Origin of the sequence: Joostella atrarenae, assembly GCF_021764745.1 — a bacterium.
Lineage (GTDB): Bacteria > Bacteroidota > Bacteroidia > Flavobacteriales > Flavobacteriaceae > Galbibacter > Galbibacter atrarenae.
In genome coordinates this window covers 25,869-52,620 of the sequence record NZ_JAETXX010000014.1, presented here as the reverse complement: position 1 = coordinate 52,620, position 26,752 = coordinate 25,869, and the positions used below count along the sequence as shown (strand labels likewise).

At 32.7% G+C, this 26,752-nt stretch carries 16 protein-coding genes; 9 read left to right on the top strand and 7 right to left on the bottom strand.

Annotation, left to right across the window (positions count from 1 at the left end; all coding sequences use genetic code 11):
• Positions 1–351 precede the first annotated feature (351 nt).
• The 8 genes from JM658_RS15600 to JM658_RS15565 all read left to right on the top strand — a co-directional run bounded on the left by JM658_RS15600 (position 352) and on the right by JM658_RS15565 (position 12,883).
• Positions 352–1,965 carry a tetratricopeptide repeat protein gene (locus tag JM658_RS15600; protein ID WP_236960459.1) on the top strand — a complete coding sequence of 538 codons (1,614 nt, stop codon included), beginning with the start codon at positions 352–354 and terminating at the stop codon, positions 1,963–1,965.
• A 241-nt stretch (positions 1,966–2,206) separates the two neighbouring features.
• Positions 2,207–5,293, top strand: a complete 3,087-nt coding sequence (locus JM658_RS15595) for a SusC/RagA family TonB-linked outer membrane protein (RefSeq protein ID WP_236960457.1) — start codon at positions 2,207–2,209, stop codon at positions 5,291–5,293.
• A gap of 20 nt (positions 5,294–5,313) precedes the next feature.
• Positions 5,314–7,044, top strand: coding sequence for a RagB/SusD family nutrient uptake outer membrane protein (locus JM658_RS15590; protein ID WP_236960455.1), 1,731 nt, complete (start codon positions 5,314–5,316; stop codon positions 7,042–7,044).
• Positions 7,045–7,054: 10 nt separating this feature from the next.
• Complete coding sequence (locus JM658_RS15585; RefSeq protein ID WP_236960453.1) at positions 7,055–8,638, top strand: carbohydrate binding domain-containing protein; 1,584 nt, start codon at positions 7,055–7,057, stop codon at positions 8,636–8,638.
• 81 nt (positions 8,639–8,719) lie between these two features.
• Complete coding sequence (locus tag JM658_RS15580; RefSeq protein WP_236960451.1) at positions 8,720–9,742, top strand: sugar kinase; 1,023 nt, start codon at positions 8,720–8,722, stop codon at positions 9,740–9,742.
• Between the two features lie 18 nt (positions 9,743–9,760).
• Positions 9,761–10,435, top strand: a complete 675-nt coding sequence (locus JM658_RS15575; RefSeq protein ID WP_236960449.1) for a bifunctional 4-hydroxy-2-oxoglutarate aldolase/2-dehydro-3-deoxy-phosphogluconate aldolase — start codon at positions 9,761–9,763, stop codon at positions 10,433–10,435.
• A 38-nt stretch (positions 10,436–10,473) separates the two neighbouring features.
• The gene (locus JM658_RS15570; RefSeq protein ID WP_236960447.1) at positions 10,474–11,286 is read left to right on the top strand and encodes a sugar phosphate isomerase/epimerase; all 813 of its coding nucleotides are present in this window, start codon (positions 10,474–10,476) and stop codon (positions 11,284–11,286) included.
• 13 nt (positions 11,287–11,299) lie between these two features.
• Positions 11,300–12,883: a solute:sodium symporter family transporter gene (locus tag JM658_RS15565; protein WP_236960445.1), complete on the top strand. Its 1,584-nt coding sequence runs from the start codon at positions 11,300–11,302 to the stop codon at positions 12,881–12,883.
• 73 nt (positions 12,884–12,956) lie between these two features.
• Here the strand turns inward: JM658_RS15565 and JM658_RS15560 are convergent, their stop codons facing one another.
• The 3 genes from JM658_RS15560 to JM658_RS15550 are packed head-to-tail and all read right to left on the bottom strand — an operon-like array spanning position 12,957 to position 15,687.
• A complete protein-coding gene (locus JM658_RS15560; RefSeq protein ID WP_236960443.1) occupies positions 12,957–14,198 on the bottom strand; it encodes an NAD(P)/FAD-dependent oxidoreductase in 1,242 nt (413 codons plus the stop codon).
• A gap of 16 nt (positions 14,199–14,214) precedes the next feature.
• Entirely contained in the window at positions 14,215–14,523 is a 309-nt protein-coding gene (locus tag JM658_RS15555; RefSeq protein ID WP_236960441.1) for a 2Fe-2S iron-sulfur cluster-binding protein, read from the bottom strand.
• Between the two features lie 6 nt (positions 14,524–14,529).
• Entirely contained in the window at positions 14,530–15,687 is a 1,158-nt protein-coding gene (locus tag JM658_RS15550; protein WP_236960440.1) for a cytochrome P450, read from the bottom strand.
• Between the two features lie 168 nt (positions 15,688–15,855).
• On the opposite strand from JM658_RS15550, the gene JM658_RS15545 reads away from it, so the two are divergent.
• The gene (locus JM658_RS15545; RefSeq protein ID WP_236960437.1) at positions 15,856–16,689 is read left to right on the top strand and encodes an AraC family transcriptional regulator; all 834 of its coding nucleotides are present in this window, start codon (positions 15,856–15,858) and stop codon (positions 16,687–16,689) included.
• 26 nt (positions 16,690–16,715) lie between these two features.
• Here JM658_RS15545 and JM658_RS15540 read toward each other — a convergent pair whose 3' ends face one another.
• The 4 genes from JM658_RS15540 to JM658_RS15525 form a co-directional block, all read right to left on the bottom strand.
• A complete protein-coding gene (locus JM658_RS15540) occupies positions 16,716–20,246 on the bottom strand; it encodes a VCBS repeat-containing protein (protein WP_236960435.1) in 3,531 nt (1,176 codons plus the stop codon).
• 115 nt (positions 20,247–20,361) lie between these two features.
• Positions 20,362–21,921: a RagB/SusD family nutrient uptake outer membrane protein gene (locus tag JM658_RS15535; protein ID WP_236960426.1), complete on the bottom strand. Its 1,560-nt coding sequence runs from the start codon at positions 21,919–21,921 to the stop codon at positions 20,362–20,364.
• A gap of 16 nt (positions 21,922–21,937) precedes the next feature.
• Positions 21,938–25,009: a SusC/RagA family TonB-linked outer membrane protein gene (locus JM658_RS15530; RefSeq protein ID WP_236960416.1), complete on the bottom strand. Its 3,072-nt coding sequence runs from the start codon at positions 25,007–25,009 to the stop codon at positions 21,938–21,940.
• A gap of 190 nt (positions 25,010–25,199) precedes the next feature.
• Positions 25,200–26,735, bottom strand: a complete 1,536-nt coding sequence (locus JM658_RS15525; RefSeq protein WP_236960408.1) for an alpha-L-fucosidase — start codon at positions 26,733–26,735, stop codon at positions 25,200–25,202.
• Positions 26,736–26,752 lie beyond the last annotated feature (17 nt).

Genomic DNA, 26,752 nt, shown 5'->3' with positions numbered 1-26,752 from the left:
AACTAATTATCACCTTATAGATATTTAAAGTGACTTAACAATAAAATTGAAGAGATTGTAAAAAGAGAGACTCTTGTAAATATTCATCGATGTATTAGTTTTGGTTTGAAGACCAAATTTCTATCAAACCTCGATGATTTTTGTTAAAATTTACTAGACAAAAACTAGACATGCTAAAGTTTAGCATCGATATTAACTAGACATTTATTTTATTTGTAGGCAGAAAAAGAAAAACAATGTTTAATGCTAACAATTAGCAACTCGATATAAATTTGATAAATAAATTATCAACTAAATAAAATAGTCCCCACATAACCATTGAATACATACAAACAAACACCTATATAGCGAATGGATAATTTAAAAAAAGTAATTCTATCTCTAGTATTAATTCTGATAAGCACCAACATACTAGCTCAATCTAATAGACAAGAAAATACCACATTGGTTCTTGCGAGAAAGTTAATCCATACGAATCCAGATAGCGCGGCTGTTTTATTTCAGAAGAAAATTAATGAAAATTTAAAAAGTAATGATACTATTAGTGCCATAAATGCATTAATGGAACTTTCGACTTTATACAGTCATAATTTAAATTATAGTAAATCTTATGATGGTTACTGGAAAGCGTTACTCCTAGCAGATAAAACTAAAGATAGCGCATCCATAGCAAAAATTTATAATGAACTTGGATGGCTTTATAGTTTCTACAAGAGAGACGAAAAAGCATTAGAATACTTTAATAGAGCTATTAAAATTAGAAAAGAGTTAATTCAAAAAAATCCAAACGTTAAAGAATATGTACTAAGTGATTATTTTTCAATTCTCAACTTACATAGAGTAAATAAAGAGTATAAACAAGCAAGTAATTATTTAGATTCTTGCAGAATATGGAAAAATAGAATTAGTCCCAATTATGAAAGCTATTACATTAAAGCAGAAGAAGGTTTTTTAGATGCTACCAATGGTAATTTTAAAGAATCCATTTCGAAGTTAAATAGCTGCCAAAAGTATTTCTCCAAAAATTCCAAGACCTATCTTGTAGTAATACATGTGCTGAAAGGAGACGTATATAGAATGATGAAAAAATACGATTTAAGTTTAGAGGAATATAAATCATCTCTAAAGCTCTCCGAAAACAGCAAAAGTCATTTAAATTACCAGCTAAAAGCCTACGAAGGACTAAAGAATATTTATTTACAAAAGGAAAATTACAAAGTCGCTTTCCAATATTTAAATAAAGAAACTGAATTAAACAATAAGATTTTTGGATTAAAAAGTGAAAATAGCAAACACCTTATAGAAATAAAAGATCAATATAGAATTGAAAAAGAAAAGCAAGAAGATGCCCTAAATGCACAACTTTTAGAAAATTACGAGCAAGAAGATAAAATTTGGTTGTTAAAATCTATCATTTTAGTAATCGTAATTATTTCAATCATTTTCTATGGATTTATCTTAATAAGACAAATAAAACTTAAGCATAAAAATGAGAAAAGGATTCTCTCAGAAAAACAAAAATTAAAACTTCAGAAAAAAAATGAAGTACTAGAATTAAAAAATAAAGAACTCACACAAGCCTCCCTCCGTCACATAGAAAAAGATGAGTTCATTGCAGGTATCCAAAAGAAAATTGAAGGAACAGATGAAGCTCTTAACAAAAAAGTTATACTACGAGCTTTAAAAAGATTTCAAGGAAGTCCTTCAAAAAATTGGTCTGAATTTGAAGTTAGATTCACTGCTATCAATCAAAGTTTCTATGATAATTTAAAAGATAAGTTTCCGCAACTTAGTCAAACAGATCAAAAAATATGCGCATTGGTTCGTCTAAATTTTGCGAGTAAAGACATGGCTCGTTTATTAGGTATTTCTGTAGAAAGTGTACACACATCTAGATATAGACTCAGAAAAAAATTGAACTTAAATAGAGAGGATAATCTAGAAGACTTTATCAATCAATTCTAATTACTAATCAAGCACTTTTAAATAAAAAGTATAGTTACTTAAAATCAAAAACCTACGCAAAATAAACACAAGAAACTAACTAACAGTTAGTTGTAATTATAAAGCTAAATTATTGTTCATTTGAAATCTAGTTGTTTTTAAAAATTTGTACAGTTTTGTTCAGTTCTTGTCTAGTTAATTTAAAGCATGTTTAAGGTAATATTAACAACATTTGTAGGTAATTAACTAAAACTAACAATTTATGAAAATTAAATTACCTGTAGAAAGGAAACTTAAATCACAAATACTCTTATGGGTTTTGTTATTTAGTGTTACCCTCACCTATGCACAAAGCATTAAGGTTAACGGAAATGTTAAAACAGATGACATGCCATTAGGAGGAGTGAATGTCATGGTAAAAGGAACAACTAACGGTACCGTAACTGACTTTGATGGTAACTATAGTTTAACTGTAACTAAAGATGATGTACTAACTTTTAGTTATATCGGATTTAAAAGTCAAGAAATACCTATTAATGGTAAAAGTACTATTGATGTATCACTAGAAATAGATGCTTCAGATTTAGAGGAAGTTGTTGTGGTAGGTTATGGTACTCAAAAAAAGAAAGAAGTAACTGGAGCTGTTGTTAGTGTTGGAGATGATATTATTCAAAAAACAGCAACCTCCGATCTAGGTACTGCATTACAAGGTCAAGTGGCTGGGGTAAATATTCAAGCTAGTAGTGGTAGACCTGGAGAAGCTGCTAATGTACAAATTAGAGGGCTTGGTTCTGTAAGTGCAAATGCATTAGGGCCATTATATGTTGTGGATGGGATTCCATATGAAGGAAATCCAAATATCTCTCCAGAATTAATACAAACCATAGATATTTTAAAAGATGGAGCTGCTGCATCTATCTATGGTACGCGAGCATCTAATGGTGTTGTGCTCATTACTACAAAAAAAGGGAAAGCAGGAAGCATTAAAGTAGACTTTAGTACTTATACTAGTATTCAAGATATCACTTCTGGAACTCCCTTAATGAATACACAACAACAAATGTATGAGGAGGAAATAAAGCTTGAAGCTTTAGGAAGAGACCCATTAATATTTTTCTTTAATCCTAATGCATTAGATTATGATTCTGATTTTGTTGATGGTGTCCAAAATGATGGAGCTACCATAAGAAATTACACGTTAGGAGTTTCTGGTGGAAGTGAGAACCTCTCGCTTAGTTTTAATACAAATTACTTCGATCAAGAAGGAGTTTTAATTAATTCAGGATTTAACCGACTTACTACGAGGTTAACAGGAGAATATAGAAAAGGACGTTTTAAAGCTTTTGCAACTATTGGATATACAGACGAAAATACAGAACAAGAGCCATGGGCTCTTTATGAGTATGCAATCGCACAAAGACCATGGCAACCGCCATTGGATGGACTACAAACTGTTGGTGGAAATGGTGTGGAGATTCCCGTAAGAAATGCCATTTTATATAGCTACTTATCACAACAATTAGAAAATATTGATAAGCGCAACACCGAGAGTGTAAATATTGCAGCAAACCTTCAATATGAAATATTCGATGGGTTTACTTATAAAGTTAATCTTGGTAGAAATACTTGGGAGTATCGTCGCAAATTTTTTCAACCACAATATTTAGTATATGATACAGAAGGACTAAATCCTACAGCTTCTAGAGAGCAAGCTATATTAAACGAAGACTTTATTTGGACTGAAAGAGATGTTATAGAAAACCAATTAGCCTATAAAAAATCATTTGGGAAACATAATTTAGATTTATTAGCTGTGCTCTCATACGAGAAGTTTATTTCTAAAACATTGGGTACTGGTGTTATTTATAGCGAAGAATCTGGAAATGGATCTCAGACATTAGGATCTGGTAGTGAAGCTATTTTACCAAACACTTATAATGATGAAAGAAGATTAGCTGGTAAACTAGGTAGAGTTCAATATAATTTTGATGAAAAATACTTATTATCTGCAAGTTATAGAAGAGATGGTTCTTCAAGATTTTCGGAAAGTAACCGATATGGAGATTTTTATGGATTTTCAGCTGGTTGGAATATCCATGAAGAGAAATTTTTTGAAAATGTAACTTTCATTAATCAACTAAAACTAAGATTAAGTTGGGCTGAGTTAGGAAACCAAAACATTTCTTCATATTCCTACATTCCAGTTATCGAAAGCGGTGTTAATTACCCTTTTGGAGCTAATGAAGAATTAAACTACGGATTAACACAACGTACGTATGTAGATCCAGATATAAAATGGGAAACTACAGTATCTAAAAACATAGGACTTGATCTAACCATGTTTAAAAACAAATTTAATTTCACTTTAGATTTATATGAAAACCTAAAAGAAGATATGCTCTTAGAAGAGCGTCTTCCAGCATCTACAGGTACATACCAGCCTCGAGCAGACGGTGTTTATGATACAAAGGTGGTTAATGCTGGTAATATGGTTAATAAGGGAATTGAATTAGCTTTAAGCTATAAACATAGATCTGAAAATAGAGATTTTGGTTATACTATAAGCGGAACGTTTACTAAAAATGAAAATGAAGTAACGGACTTAAATGGAATTGAAAGAGGTTATGCCAATGGTAGACCTGCTGTTTCATTAGGACCTAATATTGACTATACAACATATTTAGCAGAAGGATACGAAGCTGGTTCTTTCTTCTTAGTGCAGAATGATGGAGTTATTAAAACTCAAGAACAATTAGACGCATATAAAACCATCAATCCAAGTGCACAATTAGGGGACATGATGTATAAGGATACAGACGGAAATAATGTTATCGATGATAACGATCGTGTCTATTCTGGTTCAGGACAGGCAGAATTTGAAGCTGGTTTAAGCTTAAATGTAGACTATAAAAATTTCGATTTCTACATACAAAGTTATTATTCTCAGGGTGCCGAGATATATAATGGTGCTCGCTATTATGCTTACACTCAAGGAAGACATCTAGAACAATATTATATGTGGTCTCCGCAAAATCCAAATTCTGATGTTCCTACGGATCGTGAAGACGCGCTACATAACAATGTCAGAGCAAGATCAGACTATTTTCTAGAAGATGGTACCTATTTAAGAATTAGAAACATGAGTTTAGGATATACTATAAAAGACATTCCTACTTTGGGTATGGAGTCTGCTAGACTATATATTTCTGCAACAAACCCATTTACTTTCACTAATTATAATGGATACGATCCAGAGGTAGGTGGAGATGGAATTTTTACAAGAGGAATTGATAGGGGAAATTATCCTGTAGCACGACAATTTTTACTTGGAGTACAATTACACTTTTAAAATTAGATCATTAATTTATTATGAAAATATATAGAAAACATATAACAGCACTATCTATTATTACTTTGCTAACTTTTAGCAGTTGTGATGAAGATAAGTTTTTAGAGCTTGAAAATCCAAACGCTATTACGACAGATACCTTTTGGGAAACTGAGAAACAGTTTAATAGTGGATTAACAGCTGCTTATGGAGCATTACAATTCCAAAATGTCAGCGGTGGAGAATTACAATATGAAATGGCTATGGGAGACATCGCTGGGACAGAATCTTGGTACCGTCCTTCAGCTTTTAGAAACCTTACATTTACCGACGCTACATACTATGTTACAAACAAATGGAATGAACTATACATTGGTGTGTTTCGAGCAAATCAAGTTATTCAATACATTCAAGATGCAGACGACTCAAAATTTACTGGTAATAGTAAAGTAGAGATTGAAGCACAAGCTAAGTTTTTAAGAGCATTTTATTATTTCCAAATAGCTAACACCTATAATGGTGCTATTATACATACTAAAGTAGCGGAAACTGACGAAGAATTAAATCAACCATTTTCTTCAATTGAAGAAGTAAATAACCAAGTAATAATTCCTGATTTAGAATTCGCAAGAAATAATTTGCCTTTAGAATGGAGTGCAGAAGATGAAGGAAGAGCAACTTGGGGTGCAGCAACATCTTTATTAGCAAAGAACTATTTATACTCAAAAAATTGGTCTCAAGCTGCTTCACTATTTAAAGAGGTAATAGATTCTAATATCTATGCATTAACTCCAGATATTATGGACAACTTTACAGATCTCAATGAATTTAATAGCGAATCTATATTTGAAGTTGCCTATTCCGATGAATTAAGACCTGGTGTTCCTGGTGCTGCAGTAGATGATACTCCAAGCGAAACTGGTGCTGAAGCATCCACAATGGCAAATGCTTTTGGGCAATTAAATTTTGGTGGATATAACACCCTTATTCCTACTTATTATTTGCATGAATTATTTGTAAATGATGAAATTGATCCAACTAATAGTGTCAATGATGGTAATACTTTTTCAAAGAGAATGAATTCTAGTATTGTTCCTATCAATGGAGATGGTCTTTACTATGGTTTAGAAATTGGTGAAAAAGGTGGTTGGGCCTTTGGTCAAAGTGCTTATATAAAAAAATTCACTAATTGGTATGATTTAAAATCAGAAGACACGAACTCTAGATCTGGTATTAATTTTAGGCATATACGTTTGGCTGATGTCTATCTGATGTATGCCGAGGCTATTATAAATGCATCAGGAGATTACAATACCGCCATAACCTACATTGATATGGTAAGAAGTAGAGCTGGTGTAAAAACTTTACAACAGTATATGGATGAAAATGGAGGTAAATTTCCACAATTACATATAAGTGTTCAAGTGAATGGTTCACAACCATTAGTAGTAGCAAATGCAGATAACGTTATGACACATATTCAACGTGTTGAAAGACCATTGGAACTTTGTTATGAAGGTCATCGATGGAAAGATCTAGTACGTTGGGGAATAGTCAATGAAGTATTCCAAAAATTAAGAGCTGATGAAGTATGGAGAGGAAATCATTTGGAAGAGTTAGAAATTTCCGAAGATGGTGTAGCGCCACTTTTTATTAAAGAACGTATTAGACCAGACTTCTTTTTAGCTGCTGATAACTATACTCCAGAAGCTCATAATTACCTGCCAATTCCTTCACAGGAACTTCAAACTAATGATCAAATTAATAATTAAAAAGACTAACATGAAACCACTATATATAAATAAAATACTATGGCTCGGTATGGTTATTTCTCTTTTTATCGCTTCTTGTAGTGATGATGAAGACATCGAATTAATTGAACCTAGTCACCGTGTTGTTTTTACTTCTGAAATGGATTTTGAAAACAAAATTGAAGTAAATAATGATATTTCCTTTGGAGATATTTCTCCAGGGGTATCATCAAGGTTGTGGACTTTCCCAGAAGGAGTTGCAGATATATTAAACGCTGGGGACGATATAAACTCTTCAGAAGAGAACCTTAAAGTTATTTTCAAAAAAACGGGACAACACGATGTTAAATTGCATCAAGTATTTAAGAAAGATGCTTATGTTGGAACCAGCCTGAAGGGAAAAGAATTAGACACCACTATAGTAATTACCGTACTAAGCAAAGTAAATAGCAGTATTAAAGCTAATTATATAAATAAAGATGGAACTATAGGTGCTGCACTAAAAATGAATGATAATGCTGAAAATGAAGTTACAGCAAGTAGATCTGTTCGTTTTACATATAGTACAGAAGGAGAACCTGAAGAATTTATATGGAATTTTGAAGGTGGTGATCCAACTACTTTTGAAGGGGAAGATACAGAAGTAGATGTTAAATATAAAAAGCAAGGTGTATATGACCTTACTTTTTCTGCTACAAGAGAAAGACCTTTTGGTGGTGACACTATAACGTTAAAAAATCTGATAAAAGTAATTCCTTCTACTGACCCTGTTGATTTAGAAAAAGTTACAGATAAAAATGGGAAAATTGCGTTAGTTTATAGTAGAGAAATGGATGCTTCTACATTAAATAGTAGCGATTTTACAATATCTCTAGAAAATGGTACCACTGTTTTAAATCCTATGATAAGTTCTATAACTGTAGACAATGAGGAAGGAAACATTATTTTAATTTCTTTAGAAGGAGAACAAATTTATAATGATGATATTATCAAAATATCATATACTCCTGGTAATATGGCAACATTAGATGGAGTTAAAGCAGATAGTTTTATCGAACAGCAAGTAATCTTTAACAAGGTAAATATTTTAAAAGAATCTTCAGAATATGATTATAGCTTTGAAAATTCATCTGCAACTAATTGGCCATATATGTTTTGGGGAGCACCTTGGGATGGATATACACTAAGCATCTCTAACTCACAAGCACAAAATGGTACTAGCAGTGCTTATATAGAAATGAATCCTGCTGGAGGAATGATTATAGGGCATAAGGATAATGCAGGAAACGAAATTACTTTTCCTGTAGAAGCAGGAAAAACATATGAGATTGGAGTTTGGGTATATGTAACTAGTTTAGGAAATAACGATCCTTCTGGTTCGGCTCCAGATTTAAGGTTTTTCTGGTTCCCTGATACTGATTGGGCTGTAGCTGGTAATCCAACCTTTTCAACTGATTTTAAAACTGGAGAATGGGTATATAGCTCGACTTTTGTAGAATTTAGCCAATCAGGAGATAAAACATTTCAAATAAGAGGATTTAACGAAGCAAATGCAGAAACAATAAGTTTTTACATGGATAATTTAAGCGTATCCGAAGCTTCTTTGAGACCATAAAATTAAATAAAATACTATCTATAGCTTGTCTAAGTCTTTATTTATAGGCATAGACAAGCTATTAATATAAATATACAATCCTTGAAAAAAGTAATTACGTTCGGAGAATTTTTGCTCCGACTATCAACTGAAAGACATTTACGTTTATCACAAGCGAATTCATTTTTAGCCTCTTTTGGCGGAAGTGAATTTAATGTTGCTGTCTCCTTAGCTAATTTTGGAATTAAAAGCGAGTTTATAACCAAAATACCCAATAATGAATTGGGCACAAGGAGTATGGAAGAGATTAGAAGAAAAAATGTTGGTACTGATTTTATATGTACGGGAGGAAATAGACTTGGAATGTATTTTCTTGAAACTGGAGCATCATCACGCGCTAGTAATGTACTTTATGATAGAGAAGGTTCTTCTTTTTCCGAAATACAAATAGATGAAATTGACTGGGAAATGGTTTTTAAAGATGCTCAATGGTTTCATTGGAGCGGTGTAACTCCAGCAATTTCAGAAAATACAGCCGCTATATGCTTAGAAGCAATAAAGCAGGCGAGAAAAAGGAATATTACAGTCTCATGTGATATAAATTACCGCTCCAAAATGTGGAAATACGGTAAAAAACCTAAAGATGTAATGCCTAAACTTTTACAATATACCGATATACTTTTAGGTGATATTGATACGGCATGTTTAGTAACAGGACAAAAAAGAATGACCCCTGATTATAATAACATAGAAGAAGTGTCTAAGCTTTATGATGCGGTGCTTAAAAAATATCCGAACATAAAAATCATGGCTACTACCCTACGCTACTCAATTAATGCTTCTCACCAAAAAATTGGTGGTATTATGTATAATAGGAAAGAAGTTATTAAAGCTACGCTACGGGAGGTTATTCCTGTTATAGATCGCGTAGGAAGTGGAGACGCCTTTATGGGAGGTCTTATATTTGGACTTCTCTCAAAACCGAACAATTTTCAATACGCTATAGATTTTGCAGCTGCCGCATGCTGCTTAAAACATTCTATATCTGGAGATTATAATTTAGTTAGTATCACTGAAGTTGAAAAATTGATTTCTGGAAATGAAGCTGCTTTAGTAGCACGATAAACACTCAAAACTTACATCATGAAACCAACAAACCGTATAGAGGTTGCCCAACAATTAACCACTACAGGATTAGTACCATTATTTTATCACAACGATATACAAACAGCCAAAAACATTGTTAGGGCTTGTTATGAAGGTGGTGCTATAGCTGTAGAGTTTACAGCTCGTGGTGCCTTTGCGTATGAGGTATTTGAAGCTTTAGTAAAATATGCTAACCATGAGCTACCTGGAATGTTATTAGGTATAGGCTCTATTACAGATGCAGCAGCAGCATCTCTTTATATGCAATTAGGTGCAGATTTCGTTGTAACTCCTGTTTTTAGAGAAGATATAGCTAAAGTATGTAATCGTAGAAAAGTACTTTGGATGCCAGGTTGTGGAAGCCTTACTGAAATCGCTGCTGCCGAAGAACTGGGCTGCGAAATAATAAAATTATTTCCTGGTGCTATCTATGGCGCCGAATTTGTAAAAGCCATAAAAGGACCTCAACCATGGACAAAAATTATGCCTACAGGAGGTGTGTCTACCGAAAAAGAAGATCTCAAAAAATGGTTTAATGCAGGTGTTTGCTGTGTAGGTATGGGATCCAACTTAATTAAAAAAGATAATGATGGAAACTTTGATTATCTGGAAATCGAGACCTTAATATCAGCAACAATAGAAAATATCAAACTAATACGTGCCAATCATTAAAATTTACTCAACTTGGTTAATAATAAAAATAATTAGGAATGAATATTAAATACGTATGTCCATTTTGGGGACAAGAAGGTATTGCTGCAAAAGATTTTATTAAGAAAGTAAAAGAAGCTGGATATGATGCTGTAGAAATGAATATTCCAGAAAGTTCAAGTTTTGAGAATGATCTTAAAAAAATACTCCCTACATCAGGCATAGAACTTATTAGTCAGCAGTGGTTAGAACCACTAAACGAGTCAGTAGATTCATATATAAAACGATTAGAAAAAAGGTTATACAAACTCGTTGAGTTTAATCCTATTTTTATTAACTCGCATACAGGCAGAGATTTTTATACGTTAGAAGAAAATACAAAAATTTTAGAAAGAATATTTCTTTTTGAAAAGGAAACAAACGTTCCTGTATATCATGAAACTCATAGAGGAAGATTCAATTACTGTGCTCAATCCTTTAGTAATTTTCAAAAAATATATCCAAATTTAAAGCTTACAGCAGACTTCAGCCATTGGACAGTAGTATCAGAAACGTTACTTCACGACCAACAGGAAAGTCTTAGTAAAGCTACTGATAACAGTCATTATTTTCATGCTCGGGTAGCAGACACACAACGCTCACAAGTACATGCTCCATTTGCAGAAGAAAATAAAGTTTATTTGGAGACATTCTTTAAATGGTGGCAAGAGATTCTTCAGAAAGCAATAAAAAAAGGGATTGAAACCTTTTATATCTGTCCAGAATTTGGTCCAATTCCATATATGCAAACAATTACAAATTCTTCAAAGCCAATAATAGATCAATGGGAGTTAAATATTGAAATGATGAAATATCTTAAAAAAAATCTATAACCTTTTTACTTCTATGATTTTACTTACTTTTATTGGTTTCACACTTCTAGTTGCTATTATTTCATATGTTGCTACATTAAAAACGAATGAGAACACAAGTGACGGGTATTTTTTAGGAGGAAGATCACTAACTGCAGGTGTTATTGCAGGGTCTTTACTACTCACTAACTTATCTACAGAGCAAATAGTAGGCTTAAACGGCCAAGCATATTCTGAAGGGATTTTAGTCATGGCATGGGAAACTCTAGCTGCTATTGCTATGGTATTTACAGCGATGTATTTATTACCTAAATATTTAAAAGGTGGTATTACCACCCTTCCTGAGTTTTTAGCTGAGAGATACGACAATACTACTAAAACTATTACTTCAGGATTATTCTTACTAGGTTACATTATTATTTTACTCCCCATTGTTCTCTACTCAGGGTCACTAGCAATAAGCACTATGTTTAACATCCCTGAGCTTTTAAACGTTTCTGAAAACACAGCACTATGGATTTGTGTCTGGAGTATTGGCACTATTGGTTCTATATATGCAATTTTTGGAGGGCTGAAGGCTGTCGCTATCTCAGACACCATCAATGCTATTGGCTTATTGATAGGCGGTCTTATGATTCCAGTTTTCGGACTAATGTATATTGGTGATGGTTCTATATTTAACGGGACAGAAATACTACTTAGAGAAGCTCCTGAAAGATTCAAAGCAATGGGAGATAGTAATAGTTCGGTTCCTTTTAGCACCATTTTTACAGGTCTTATGTTAGTTCAACTATTTTATTGGGGTACCAATCAGGCGATAATTCAGCGTGCTTTAGCTGCCAAAAACTTAAAAGAAGGACAGAAAGGACTACTCCTGGCTGCTTTCATTAAAATATTAGGCCCATTAATTGTTGTTTTACCTGGGATCATTGCTTACTACATTTTTGGAGGGAATATAGAAACTCCAGACCAAGCATATCCGTTATTAGTAAATAAAGTGCTCCCTACAGTTTTAATAGGTTTTTTTGCTGCAGTTTTATTTGGAGCCATTTTAAGTTCTTTCAATAGTGCACTCAATAGTTCTATCACTCTATTTAGTATTGATTTTTACAAGCAATATTTTCATTCAAATGCATCAGATATTGATGTTATAAGAAATGGTAAGTACTTTGGTGTACTCTTGGCGATAGCAGCCATGATAATTGCTCCACTAATTGCTAAAGCGCCACAAGGCTTGTTTGGATATCTACAAGAAGTAAATGGTTGCTATACAATACCTATTCTTTCTATAATTGTAGTGGGATATTTTACTAAAAAAGTACCAGCTATTGCTGCTAAAATAGGTATAGTCTCTGGTGTTATTTTATACTTGATATATCTGTTTTTAAAATATTTTATTTTGGATGAAAAGATGATGCCTCATTTTCTTCATGTACAAGCTATTATATTTATAACTAACGTAGGAATAATGCTGATAATTGGAAAACTATATCCTTTGGAACCAGCATTCAAATTAACTTATACGCAAAAGGTCGATATAACTCCCTACAAATACATAAAGTTTTTTGGTATTGCAATTGTTATCATTGTAATCTATATCTATTACCATTTTAGATAACGAAACCATTTATTATGTATAAAAAAAAGCTCATAGTCAATTATGAGCTTTTTTAATGCTTTTATGTAAACCTTTAACCAACAATCAAGTCTTTATTAATTGGTATAGAAATATCTCGTAATTTTTTTTTATCAATCACCAAATTGTCTTTAATAAATTTAGTCCCAAAAACGTATGCTTTTGCATTATTAATAGCATCAACAGCTAACAATATATCTTTATTAAAGTACCAAACAGATATTATATTCTTTTCAAGGTTTTCTTCTCTAATAACTATATCTGTATATCCATTTGCTAATCCTACTATTTGAAGCTTTACATCGAATTGATCAGACCAGAACCAAGGCACTGTATTATACTCTATTTTCTTTCCAGTGATATTTGCTGCCGCTATTTTAGACTGTTCAACTGCATTCTGAACAGACTCAACACGAATATTATATCCGTAATGTTTATTATAATGATTACTTACATCTCCAATAGCATAAATATATCTATTAGATGTTCTTGTAAACTCATCGACCAAGATACCATCCTTTACATTCAAACCTGCTTTGCTAGCTATTTCGCAATTAGGTATTACCCCTACTCCCAGAATTAAAATATCTACATCTAGCTTTGTAGCATCACTGCAATGAATGCAAATAGAGTCATCGCTGTTTTCTACAATCGAAACATTCTTTCCTAACTGAATATCAACCTTATTAGACCTATGCAATTCTTGAAAGAAATTACTAATATATATAGAAGTAACTCTAGCTAAAATTCTAGATTCGCGTTCCAAAATTGTAACCTCAGCTCCCATCTTATTTAGAGAAGCTGCAGTCTCTAATCCAATATACCCGCCTCCTATTATTGCTACTCTTTTTCTTTTAGCCTTAGAAAGTGTATTCTTTATTTCTGTTATATCTGCTGCTGTTCTTAGCGTAAAAGTCATATTAGAATTTCTCAATCCTTCTATCGGTGGTATAATTGGTTTAGCTCCAGTTGCGAGAACTAATTTATCATAATTTAAAGTAGAACCGTCATTTAATTTCAGTTGCTTTATATTGGAGTTAATAGCTGTTACTTCTTTCCCTAAAATTAACTTTATTCCATCTTTAGTATAGCTTTCCAATGATTTTAATGGTTGTAAAATAGCTGCAGAATCATTTAGGTAAGTTTTTGATAATGGGGGTCTATGATATGGTAATTCTGGATCTGAATCTAATAAAATAATATCGCCTTGCCAACCTTCCTTACGCAACGCAAAGGCACAATTAACACCTGCGTGACTCGCTCCTATTATTATACAAACCTCTTTATTATTTTTCATCCGAAGAGAGTGTAATTTATTTTGCAACTGTTAAAATAACTCCATCCAAGTCTTCACTTATTTGTAGTTGACAAGACAATCGACTATACTGATTTACGTTATCATCTAATTCTAACATATCTTTTTCTATTTCTGAAGCTTCTTCAATTTTATCAAAGTACATAGGGTCCACGTGTACATGGCATGTAGCGCAAGAACAAACACCTCCGCAATCACCATCAATTCCTTTAATATTATTATTTACTGCCAACTCCATTACAGAACCACTTTCTGCTTCTAAAGTTATTGTGTTATTATCACTCGTTATAAATGTAACCTTTGCCATTTTATATTATTTTTTACTGAATTGCACTTGTAGCTTATTAAAACCTACTTTTCTTTTAAAATCTCCTAACTGTTCAATGTTTTCTTCTGAATCTAATACCTGAATTGACACATCTTCTAGTAAAAAAACTTTAAGTAACGTTCTTAATATTTGACGAGCATGAGTAGCACCCAAGCAATTATGGTGACTAAAACCAAAGCCTACATGTGGATTTAACTTTCTATCTAACTTAACGGTATTAGCATCTTCAAATACATTCTCATCTCTATTAGCAGAAGCCCAACATAATGAAATCCTGCTATTTGCTTTAATTGCATGCTCACAAACGGAGGTATTTTTGGTTACTTCTCTTCCCATATGTGTTAATGGTGAGAAATAGCGTACTAATTCTTCTACTGCATTATTTATAATATCTGGATTTTCCTTAAGGTGGTATAATGATGAAGGATTCTCTGCAAAGTATGCTATCGTATTAGTTATAGCATTAATAACTGTATCTCTACCTCCTGCAAAAGTTAAAATCATAACTCCCTTAACCTCCTCTTTAGTTAGCTTTTCCCCATTTACTTCGGATGCTAACAACATAGAATATAAATCATTGCTGGGATTTTTTATTGCTTTATCTATCTCTTCATCAATATAATCATATAGGATAAATGCTTTTTCTTTGTCTAAAGCTTCTCCTTCACTACGAAAAACATGAGTTCCCCATGATATCCATTTTTCAGCTTCATAATAGGGAACATTTAGTAATAAAGTCAAGGCTCTAGATTGAATTGGTAATGCTAGTTCAGTTACTACATCTATGCTCTTTTTGGAAAGACTACCTTTTAAGGCTTCACTTATAATCTCTTCTAACCTTTTTTGATATTCATCTTCAAGAGGTCTTTTAAACCAAGGGGCTACTAACGTCCTATAATCGCCATGCACTGGCGGGTCTACTTCAAAAGGAATCTGTCGAGTGTCTCTTATAGAAACTTCAGAAGGAACTACTATTCTTCCTGGTTCTGCTTGAGAACTATAAGTTTTCCAATCATGGGCTCCTTTTCTTACATCTTTATGCCTTAATAGCATCACCACTGGATCATGCTGATCGTTCATTTCTCCATAACCTTTTAGTACTCTGGCTTCCCCAAAGGGATCTTTAAAGTCACTTGATGACATAATGATTTTGTTTAATTATATGTTGTTTAGTAAATCAAATATCAATCAATTACAGCTTTTTTTTATATCCTTTTATCTCAATAAAGTAAACTATTATGTCATTTAAACTAAATAATAAATATATTTACGACTGTATAAGTTATTTTAATAAAAATAGTTTTGTTAGTTATGAAGCCAATATTAGAGTCTCTCCAATTAGGAATGGAACAAACTATAATTGCTTTTGAGTACGAAGAAGATAATTTTGAGACTCCATGGCACTTTCATCCACAGCATGAACTTACGTACATAGAAAGTAGTTATGGTACAAAATTTATTGGAGATTTTGCTGGAGCCTATGAACCAGGGGAACTGGTTCTTATACGATCAAACGTTCCTCATTGTTGGAAAAATATCTTAGATCCTAATTCAAAATCAAAATCCTACGTTATTCAATGGGATGATATAGCATTTAAAAATATACCTGAGCTGAATAATGTGTCCGAAATGTTATATAAAGCTTCTAAAGGGATACTTTTTGACAAGAAAAATAGTCTAGATATTATTCAGGAAATAAAAAAACTTCCTACCAAAAAAGGCAGCGATTTATATCTTGGCCTTCTTACAATATTAAATCGTTTAACAACGATTCCTCAAAAAGAAATCTGCAATACTAATTTCACAAAAGATATATCTGTTGTACATACAAGCAGAATGAATAAAGTTCATGAATTCATTGCTAGTTCTTATAATGAAAAAATATACCTAAAAGAGGTTAGTAAGCTTGTTGGTCTATCTGAACAGGCTTTTTCTAGATTTTTTAATAAAATGATGGGGCGATCTTTTTTTACCTTTTTAACCGAATATCGAATTCATATTGCAACTAGAATGTTAATACACACTGAAGAACCTATTTCTCAAATAGCTTTCTCTTGTGGTTTTGAATCTCCTCCCTTCTTTTTTCGAAAATTTAAAGAGTTAAAAAACACTTCTCCAGGTAATTATCGAAAAAAATACAGATAAAATAGATCCTATCAATAAAATATCTATTATTTAAAGCTATGATCGTAAGTTCTCAATAATTCACCATCTTTATCAAAAAACTCTATTTTTTTCATGACATCAGGATTCCAGTATAAAGTAGCGGAAGCTTGTGATAAGTATCCTTCTCCTTTATAATTTTCTACTTTAGTAATCTTATTACTATTTAAATAAATAATTGCGAAATTATCTTTCTCTTCAAACTTAACTAGTTTAGCTTTATTAGCGGTATTAGTTTGTTTATAAGCTAATGTTTTGCTAGCGTTACCACCTACAATCCAGAGAAGTTGATCTTTCCATTGTAAACGAGCAATGGATTTAGCATCATTATCAACTAAAAAATTACTTTCATCTAGTGATATATTATTAAAATCTCCTTTTCCATTTCCTCTTAAGACAATCCCCTTTCCTGCATCATACCTCCCCGAAATAACCTCCGTTTGATAATAATTACCAACTCCTAAAATATCAAGATTTCCATCCTGATCTAGATCTTGAATTTGTATTCCAAAAATTGGTGAAAATTGCGCCTCTAATGGTAAGTCTTTAAACTTAAACTTTCCGTTTCCTAAATTTTCAATGTAGCTGGAAGCATTCGTATTTATCTCTAACACTTTCATTCCTGTAGTGTCTAAAACTTTTAAAAACTGATTCATATTGGCATTAGCATAGTCATTATATGAAGGAAACGCCTTATATAACATTCTTAATTGAGATCCCAAAAGACCCCTCGGTGCTACTGGAACTTCTTTATTTTGGATATCTCTTGTAATTATTGGGTCCAAGCTATTATTGGTATCAAAATCTTTAACATACATTCGGATCGGCTTATCATTTGTAGCCTTATATACTGTATTCTCACCTATATTCCCAACTATATAATCAATATCCCCATCATTATCCATATCTCCACCAGCTATGCTATTATACCATCCTTTATGAGCAAACAATTCTCCCTCATTATTTAAAACAAACTCTCCTCCATTATTTTCAAAAAGCATTATAGGCATCCATTCCCCTACTAATAATAAATCAACATCATTATCATTGTCATAATCACTAAATAAAGCTCCACGTACCATCCCTGCTTTTTGAAGATTCGGAATTGTATTTGTTACATCTGTAAATTTTCCTCCGTTATTCTGCAAAAGATAACTCTTTGGACTTGTTGGGAAAGATCCAGGTTCTATCATCCCCCCGATAAAAAGGTCTAAATCACCATCATTATCATAATCTCCAGCTATAACACAACTACCGCTAGATTTTATCTCAGGTAAAGCATCAGTATCTAATAAGAAGTTTCCTGTACCATCGTTAAGATATAACCTATCTTGATAATGACCACGATTATAAAACTTAACCGAACTTCCTCCACTAACGACATATAAATCTTGATCACCATCATTATCTACATCAAGGAATAAAGCTCCCATATCTTCAAATTTATCTGAACCTAATAATGGTCTTGATATAAAAGTTCCATCACCTTTTTGAATAAAAAATGATCCATTTTGATAGCGAGGCCCACCCATAAAAAGATCATCTAATCCATCACCATTAACGTCTCCAACTGCCACAGAAGGCCCATTATTATCATTGAGGTGCATTAATAATGGCTCCTGTCTAAAGTCATTGTTATCATTCTCAACAGGAATATATTTTAAGTGTAAACTATCGGAGAGTTCTGTGAATAGATAGCTTCTATCTTCTTTACTTTTTCCAATTGAAATTGACTCTTGTTTAAAAACATAAGTAGAGTCTACAGCAAGCTCCTTATATGTTTGCTGAGTATTATTAGGCCACTTAATAACTATGGAGTCTACTATATTCTCCCTCCCTAAACCAATGTGTGTTTTTATACTTGAAGAAGACATAAATCCTCGTACAGGAAAAACATCATTAGAAAGAACTACATTATTAGGTAAATATGTTGTTATACTAGCTCCAATACCATTCAAATTCCCGCTCTCTCCTTCTAATTTAATCTGTATGTAATGGTTTTCCTTATTTAAATTTCCATTATTTCTATATAAAAAAGCTGGAGAATTAAGGTTATTAACAACTAAGTCTAAATTCCCGTCATTATTAAAGTCAGCATAAGCAGCTCCATTTGATAAAGAGGCATGGGATAACCCCCATTCTTTGGTACGATCCTTAAAATGTAAATCTCCTTCATTACTGTATAAAAAATTAGGCAATTCTATACTCTCTAAGCTTTGCAATTTCTGTAAAATATCAGTTTTAGAAATTTTTCCAGAACCCTTTACAAATATGGTTGTCTGACTAGAGTATTCTTGAAAATCATGATCTGTAATATCACGCATAAATCCATTGCTTATGTATAAATCTTTCTTACCATTGTTATCATAATCTGCTAACAAAGGCGACCAGCTCCAATCTGTTTCAAAGATACCTGCGAGTCGTCCAACTTCACTAAAAACAGGGTGATCATTTGCCCCTTGACCTCTATTTAATTGCAGTGCATTTCTAATAAATTGAGGTGAATACCCTTTTTTAATTAACTCCCTATAATGCTCATGATTCATATTTGCAGTCATTGTCTTTTTACGAAGATTTGACTGCGGAAGCATATCTAATGTAACGATATCCACCAATTGGTCATTATTTATATCTGCTGCATCAATTCCCATGCTATTTCTACTAGTTTGTTTAAAATAGTTTTTTGCATGGTTAGTAAAAGTTCCATTTTTATTATTAACATAAAGTATATCATCAGCAACATAATCATTAGCTATATATAAATCTTGGTAACCATCCTTATTTATATCCAAAACCGCAATTCCTAATCCATAGCCTTCAATCGTAATTCCTGCTATATTAGAAACATTTTTATATCTTATATGTCCATCTATAAATCCTACATTTTCATATAATCTGTCTGTACTCGGTCCTGTGCCATCAGTTAACGTATAAAGCTTATCAATTTTAGTTGTAGGTTCGTTTGCATGTGTTAATATGTATAGATCAAGGTCTCCATCATTATCATAATCAAAAAAAGTAGATTGCGTTGAATAGCCGTTGTCATCTATTCCATATACTGCTGATTGTTCACTAAAAGTAAGATCTCCATTATTTATATATAACTTATTTTTTCTTTTTTGATTATCTGAAAATCCTCCAACGCTGATATAAATATCTTGTAAACCATCTTGGTTAATGTCGATAATAGAAACACCATTACACCAAACATTGGTTTCTAATCCCGCTTTTTCTGTAATATCTTTAAACTTAAAATCTCCTTCATTAATATATAGTTTTGAAGAAGTTTCATTTCCAGCAAAAAAAATGTCTTCTAAACCGTCATTATTAAAATCACCAACACCTACTCCTGCACCATTATACATATATGGAAAGCTAAAATAATTAAGGGAGTCTGTTTCTGTGATTGAATTTTTAAATGCAATTCCAGATTTTTCAGCTTCAACTAAAGTAAACTGTTTAGCATTATCCTGCTGACAGGAATTTAATAGTAAACAAATTGAAATAAATAAAAAGCTATATCTAAAATTCAATATCATATGAATAATTTAAAACAGTTTAAATTTTTTTAATTCTCTCATCTAATATAAGATTAAAATAGTAAAGAGGAACTATATTTTGTAGCTCCTCTTTACATTCTAAGAGTATTTTATATTAATAGCCTGGGTTATGCTCAAAGTTAGGATTTGAATCTATTTCATTCTGTGGAATATCAATATATTCTTTTCCTGGTTTATATGAAGATGTTCCCCCACTTTCTGATTTAAATTGAGGATTATCCACAATACGCTCTTTAACTTTATCCCAACGCAATAAGTCAAAATAACGAGATCGCTCTAAACTAAGCTCTTTTATACGTTCGTCCTCAATATCCTGCATTGTAATACTCGTAAAAGCTGGCATGTCTACACGATTTCTCACCTCGTTGATAGCATCTAAAGCCGCTTGAGTAGAACCATTTAATTTAAACTCTGCTTCTGCAAACATCAATAAAACATCTGCATAACGCAATAGTCTAAGGTTATTACCCGATTGATGCCAACCCTCATCTTGAGCACCTGTATATTCTCCATATTCTATATCTAACCATTTATTACCCCATACTGTATTTTCTCCTGGGTAAGCTTCTTGGTATGTTCTATTACCGTAAGTAGTAGATTTTAACTCTTCTCCTTCGTAGGTTGTAGTTTCTTCGGAATTAAAAAATAATGTTGTGTATGTTCTTGGGTCAATCTCTCCATTTACTGTTCTTTCATCTAAGAATAAATCTAACACCCAATCATTAATTCGCATTCCATCTTGACCTGTAAATCCTTTTGGTGCTAGATCTGGATGAAATGCAGCTCCTTTTCCTGCTCCGGGAGCATCTCCTCCCCATCCTTGACTACCATCTGCTACTAATTGGATTTCGAACAACGACTCTTTATTATTTTCAGCTGCTTCAGTAAAATTATCAGCATAGTTTGCCATTAATTCATAACGTCCATCCATAATTTTCATAAACTCAGTTTTGGACTCCATATATTTACCTTCATATAAATATACTTTACCAAGTAACCCAATAGCTGTACCAGCTGTTACACGCCCTTTAAATTCTGCTGGCCATGAGTCTGGAAGTAAATTTTGTGCTTCTTTTAAATCAGATTCAATCTGTGCCCAAACATCAGCTGGGTTTGCTTGTTCTAAATTTTTAGGATTTTCTATATCGCTTATTGGAACAGTAATTAAAGGAACATTTTTCCAGTTATTTAATAAATGAAAATAATTATATGCTCGGATAAAATATGCTTCTCCTACGATATTATCTCTCGTAGTGGCATTCATATCTATATTAGGAACATTTGCTATTACTTCATTAGCTCTTGTAACTCCTTGGTACATGGCACTCCATACCCAAAACGCTCCATTAGAGGTCGATATTCCATTAAAAGATCCAGCTGCGGTACGTTCTGAAGTTCCAAATGCATTTACTACATCATCCCTATAGTCTGATAAAAATATTTCGAATCTACTATAATACCATATGTGTGTAAAAGGACTATAGGCTCCGATAATACCTTTTGTAGCATCCTCTTCTGTATTCCAAAAGGAATCTGGAGTAATTGCATTTGGATTTTCTTGGTCTAGTATATCGTCTTTTCTACAACCATAAACAATGACAGCTATAGTGGCCACGAATAAATACAAACTTGCTTTTATTATGTTTTTCTTCATTACTATATTTTTTTAATTAAAATGACACTTGTAATCCAAGTTGAAAAGATCTAGCTGTTGGGTATGAACCTTCATCTACTCCAGAACTGAATACTCTACTAGAGTTTCCTCTTGTATTTCTTCCTACTTCTGGATAATAACCTGTATAATCTGTAATGGTAAATACATTACTTGCTGAAAAATATAAACGAAGTTTAGACATTTTCATTTGTTCACTAATATCTATAGGCAATGTGTATCCTATTTGCATATTTCTCAACCTAAAGTAATTACCACTTTCAAGATAAAAGTCTGACATTCTTCTATTAAATCCAGGGTCTACTTGTGTGTTTCTTGGTATATTAGTGTCTGTATTTGTTGGAGTCCATGCGTTTAAAGCTCCTGCAAGGTAATTTCCTTCAGTATCAAAATATCCTCTATATAAATTAGAATTCAATATTTTATTTCCTGATACTCCATTAAAAAACATGTTTAAATCGAAGCCTTTATACTGTGCCGTAATATTGAAACCGTATTGTAAATCTGGTGCCGGACTTCCTAAAAACTCTTGATCTTCTGAATCAATTTGACCGTCTCCATTTAAATCTTTAAATCTAATATCTCCCGCCTGTGGGCTGTATGCACTGTTAGCAGCTGCCGCTTCGGCATCTGTTTGATAAATCCCATCTGTAACATATCCGTAGAAAGAAGAAACAGGTTGCCCTACATCTGTTCGAGTACTTTTAAGTCCGTTATCTGTAAATTCCCCTTCTACAATTGGAGTTGCATCTCCTAAAGCCGTTACTTCATTATCTAAAACAGTAAAGTTTCCACTAACGTTAAACATAAAGTCTCCAAATGACTGTGCGTAACTAGCTAAAAACTCAAAACCTTTATTGGTAATACTAGCTGTATTGAAAGGAACTCTGTTTGCAAATCCTGTATATAATGGTAATGCTAATTCTACTAACACATCTTCAGAATCTTTATTAAAGTAATCCATCGTAAACTTTAATCGATTATTTAATGTGGCAAATTCCAATCCTATATCTGTGGTCTTACTGGTTTCCCATGTAATATTATCATTTACTCCTTTGGTGATAGAGTACCCAGGTTCTCTGTGCTGATCTTCACCTAGCGGATATTCACTATTTAAGTTAAGCTCTGGACTTATTGAATAAATATTTACATTATCTGAACCTACTTCACCGTAACTAGCTCTAAGTTTTAAATTAGATATAAAAGTCACGTCCTCCATAAATTTTTCATTACTTATGTTCCATCCTAAAGCTACAGAAGGAAATGTTCCCCATCTTAAATCTTCTTTAAATAATGATGATCCATCACGACGAACGGTAGCTGTTAATAGATAACGACTATCAAAAGAGTAACTCAATCTTCCAAAGTAAGAGCGTATTCCTTTTGTTAAATCAGCAGATGGCATTTCTGCTCTATCTTCAGCAGCAGAAGCTACTCTAATATCATTAGAAGGAAACTTACGAGCAACTACACCTAAATATCTATTATTAATAACTTGGTCTGTATAACCGCCTATTAGATTTATGTTATGCTTACCAAAAACCTTAGCATAGGTTAATGTATTCTCTATTAAAGTAGAGATGTAATTTGTATTTGTTTCTCTTAATTCTGCAAATGGCTCATTTCCATAAGTACCTGCATTAAAATAATAAGATGGTGTAAACGTATAGTTATTATCTGCATAACTATCTAAACCTAAATTTAGTTTATAGGTTAATCCGTCTACAATTTCATAGGAAGCGGCAATACTACCCAAAACAGTATTTCTTGTTACAGTTCTGTCTTCTAATGTAGCTGTTCCTAATGAATTTCTAATGTTTCCAATTCCATAAAATGCAGATAAAGAAGGTGCTCCTGGTACATCTGGAATATCAGAACCATTAAAATTTCCATCCTCATCATAAATATTTATAGTGGGTAGGATATCCCTTTCCTTTCCGAAATAATTATTTGGATTGTCTTCAGATCTTGTAAGTCCAATTGTACTTTCCAGTTTAAATTTCCCTAGATTGAAAGTACCATTAGCTCTCACTGTGGTTCTTTTAAAACTAGACTCTTTTATAATCCCATCTTGATTTAAATGATTTAATGACAAACTATATGTTAGATTTTCACTTCCTCCATAAACTCTCGCGTTAGCATTTAAAACTGGAGCAGTTCTAAGTGTTTCTTCTTGAATATCACTATCTATATTCGGATTGAATTGAGAATCGTTTGCTGGAAATCTCGGATTCCCATCATTGTCACGAGCTCTATTAACAATATCTGCATATTGACGTGAGTTCGCCCAATCCAATTTATTTGCAGCTTTTTGAAATCCATAACTGTAATCAAAATCGATTCCTACTTTTCCTGCTTTACCCTTTTTTGTGGTTACAATAATAACTCCGTTAGCTGCTCTAGAACCATAAATTGCAGCAGCTGAAGCATCTTTAAGCACAGATATAGATTCTATATCTGATGGATTTAAAGCATTCATATTATCTGTAAACATTCCGTCTATTACGTATAATGGACCTGCATCAGATAATGTGCTAGACCCTCTAATAGTTACAATAGCATTTGCTCCAGGAGCTCCACCATTTGCTTCTACACTAACTCCTGCCATTCTCCCTTGTAGGGCTTGAGAGGCATCAGAGTAAGTATACTTATCGATGTCTCCCCCGTCTACTTGGCCGACTGAACCTGTTAAATCTGATTTTTTCTGAGTACCATACCCAATAACAACAACTTCATCTAAAGCTTGCGTATCTTCTTCCATTATAACATTCAATGGATCTAGAGAAGTTACTTCTACTTCTTTAGATTTAAAGCCGATATAAGAAAAAGACAAAACATCTCCTACAGTGACATTGGAAACTTCGAAGTTCCCATCAAAATCTGTAGTGATTCCATTAGTAGTACCTTTAACTATTACATTTACCCCAGGCAATGGCCCTTGGCTGTCTGCAACAGTTCCTGTTAAAGTTTTGGTTTGTGCATTTGCACTTACCATAGCGAAGATTAAAAACAAACACCATAAATATTTGTTCTCAATACTCCTTTTTTTGAAATGCTCGGTGAGATTCATAATTTAATAATTGTTAGATAATTTGTATGCTGCAATTTGAAGAAACTATACAGACTACAACGTTATAGATGGTTCTATTACTATAACATATGATTAACATATGTATTAAAAACATTATTAAACACTGATTATCAAAGAGTAATAATATTACCTACAACTTACAGTAATTAACGATACATATAAGAAGTATTTAATATGCCTTAGTGATGATTTTAAAAGCATAAGCATAATCTCCTATTTTCTTTGCAGGCATTTCAATTCTCAAATTATCAGAACCCTGGACGAAGTTGATATTTTTATTATATCCCAGTAATTCAATAGAAGTTATTTCTTTATCTAAGTATGGATTACTTTTTTTTAATGTACTAATTTCTATAAACCCATCTTCTGGCCAAGCTAATGCTATAGCATAAAGAACAGTGCCATTGACGGTAAATCGAATATCTTTATCTGTATTATCAGGATTATTATGTTCGCTTAAGTGACCTTCCGTTACAGTTGCGTCACCTTCTCCATATATCTTCCACGGCCTTGTTCCATATATTGCTTCTCCATTTACTTTTAACCAACCTCCAATTTTTAATAATCGCTCTTGAACTGGAATTGGTATTTCTCCATTAGCTTTAGGAGTTATATTGAGTAATAAACATCCATTTTTACTTACAACATCTACTAAAAAATCTATAATTCTATTGGCAGATTTATAGTCAGGATTTGCTACATGACTCCAAGATTTCCAGTCTATCGAATCATCAGTAAGCCATGGGAAGTCCATTTTGTCGCTCATTCTAGATCTTTCTAAATCTAACACGGCTGTACCTTTCTCAAAATCATAGAATTTATAAGTAGAGACTACTTCTCTTCCTTGCTTAGCGGCATCATTATAATAATAGCTTAAGAACTCCTTTCTATATTTTGTATCTATAACATCCATTTTATTATCAAACCAAACCATATCAGGACTATATTTATCTATAATTTCTTTTAATCGAGCCAACCATTCTTCATTAAACTTTTTCCCTGCTACAGGATAGTATCGATCAATTCCTTTATCTATTTCATCTGTGAAAAGAGGATATTGGAAATCTCCCTTTTTTAATAAAGGCCCATATAAACCTGCATATTTTGAATTAGAAGCGTCTGTGGTTTTATCCCAAGTGGGATACCATCCATACAACCATTGCCTATGATAAGTTGCTATAAATTTCATTCCTCTTTTTCTAATCGCTTCCGACAATTCTCCCATAATATCACGCTTAGGACCCATATCCATAGCGTCCCATTTTGTAATACTACTATCCCACATTGCAAATCCATCCGCATGTTCTGAAACAGGACCAGCAAATTTTGCTCCAGCTTTTTCAAATAAATCAGCCCATTGCTCTGCATCAAACTTTTCAGCCTTAAACATGGGGATAAAATCTTTGTATCCAAACGTATCTAAAGTCCCATACGTTTTTACATGGTGTTCATAGAACTTACTTGGTTTCCCATTCTTAGCTTCAGGATTATCAGCATTCACATACATCCAATGAGCGTACCATTCATTTTCAAAAGCTGGAACTGAATATGGCCCCCAATGACAGTATATGCCGAACTTAGCATCCATAAACCACTTTGGTGTTTGATGTCTCTTTAAAGATTCCCAATCTGGAAGATAACGCTCTTGAGAATACACATGAAAACTTGATAATAAATAAATTAAATAAAAAATTATTAGCCTCATTTAAATAGTATTTATAA

Bases quoted from the DNA above. Each gene is read 5' to 3' on its own strand.
- JM658_RS15600 (WP_236960459.1), top strand. From the start codon at position 352: ATGGATAATTTAAAAAAAGTAATTCTATCTCTAGTATTAATTCTGATA.
- JM658_RS15595 (WP_236960457.1), top strand. From the start codon at position 2,207: ATGAAAATTAAATTACCTGTAGAAAGGAAACTTAAATCACAAATACTC.
- JM658_RS15590 (WP_236960455.1), top strand. From the start codon at position 5,314: ATGAAAATATATAGAAAACATATAACAGCACTATCTATTATTACTTTG.
- JM658_RS15585 (WP_236960453.1), top strand. From the start codon at position 7,055: ATGAAACCACTATATATAAATAAAATACTATGGCTCGGTATGGTTATT.
- JM658_RS15575 (WP_236960449.1), top strand. From the start codon at position 9,761: ATGAAACCAACAAACCGTATAGAGGTTGCCCAACAATTAACCACTACA.
- JM658_RS15570 (WP_236960447.1), top strand. From the start codon at position 10,474: ATGAATATTAAATACGTATGTCCATTTTGGGGACAAGAAGGTATTGCT.
- JM658_RS15565 (WP_236960445.1), top strand. From the start codon at position 11,300: ATGATTTTACTTACTTTTATTGGTTTCACACTTCTAGTTGCTATTATT.
- JM658_RS15560 (WP_236960443.1), bottom strand. From the start codon at position 14,198: ATGAAAAATAATAAAGAGGTTTGTATAATAATAGGAGCGAGTCACGCA.
- JM658_RS15555 (WP_236960441.1), bottom strand. From the start codon at position 14,523: ATGGCAAAGGTTACATTTATAACGAGTGATAATAACACAATAACTTTA.
- JM658_RS15550 (WP_236960440.1), bottom strand. From the start codon at position 15,687: ATGTCATCAAGTGACTTTAAAGATCCCTTTGGGGAAGCCAGAGTACTA.
- JM658_RS15545 (WP_236960437.1), top strand. From the start codon at position 15,856: ATGAAGCCAATATTAGAGTCTCTCCAATTAGGAATGGAACAAACTATA.
- JM658_RS15540 (WP_236960435.1), bottom strand. From the start codon at position 20,246: ATGATATTGAATTTTAGATATAGCTTTTTATTTATTTCAATTTGTTTA.
- JM658_RS15535 (WP_236960426.1), bottom strand. From the start codon at position 21,921: ATGAAGAAAAACATAATAAAAGCAAGTTTGTATTTATTCGTGGCCACT.
- JM658_RS15530 (WP_236960416.1), bottom strand. From the start codon at position 25,009: ATGAATCTCACCGAGCATTTCAAAAAAAGGAGTATTGAGAACAAATAT.
- JM658_RS15525 (WP_236960408.1), bottom strand. From the start codon at position 26,735: ATGAGGCTAATAATTTTTTATTTAATTTATTTATTATCAAGTTTTCAT.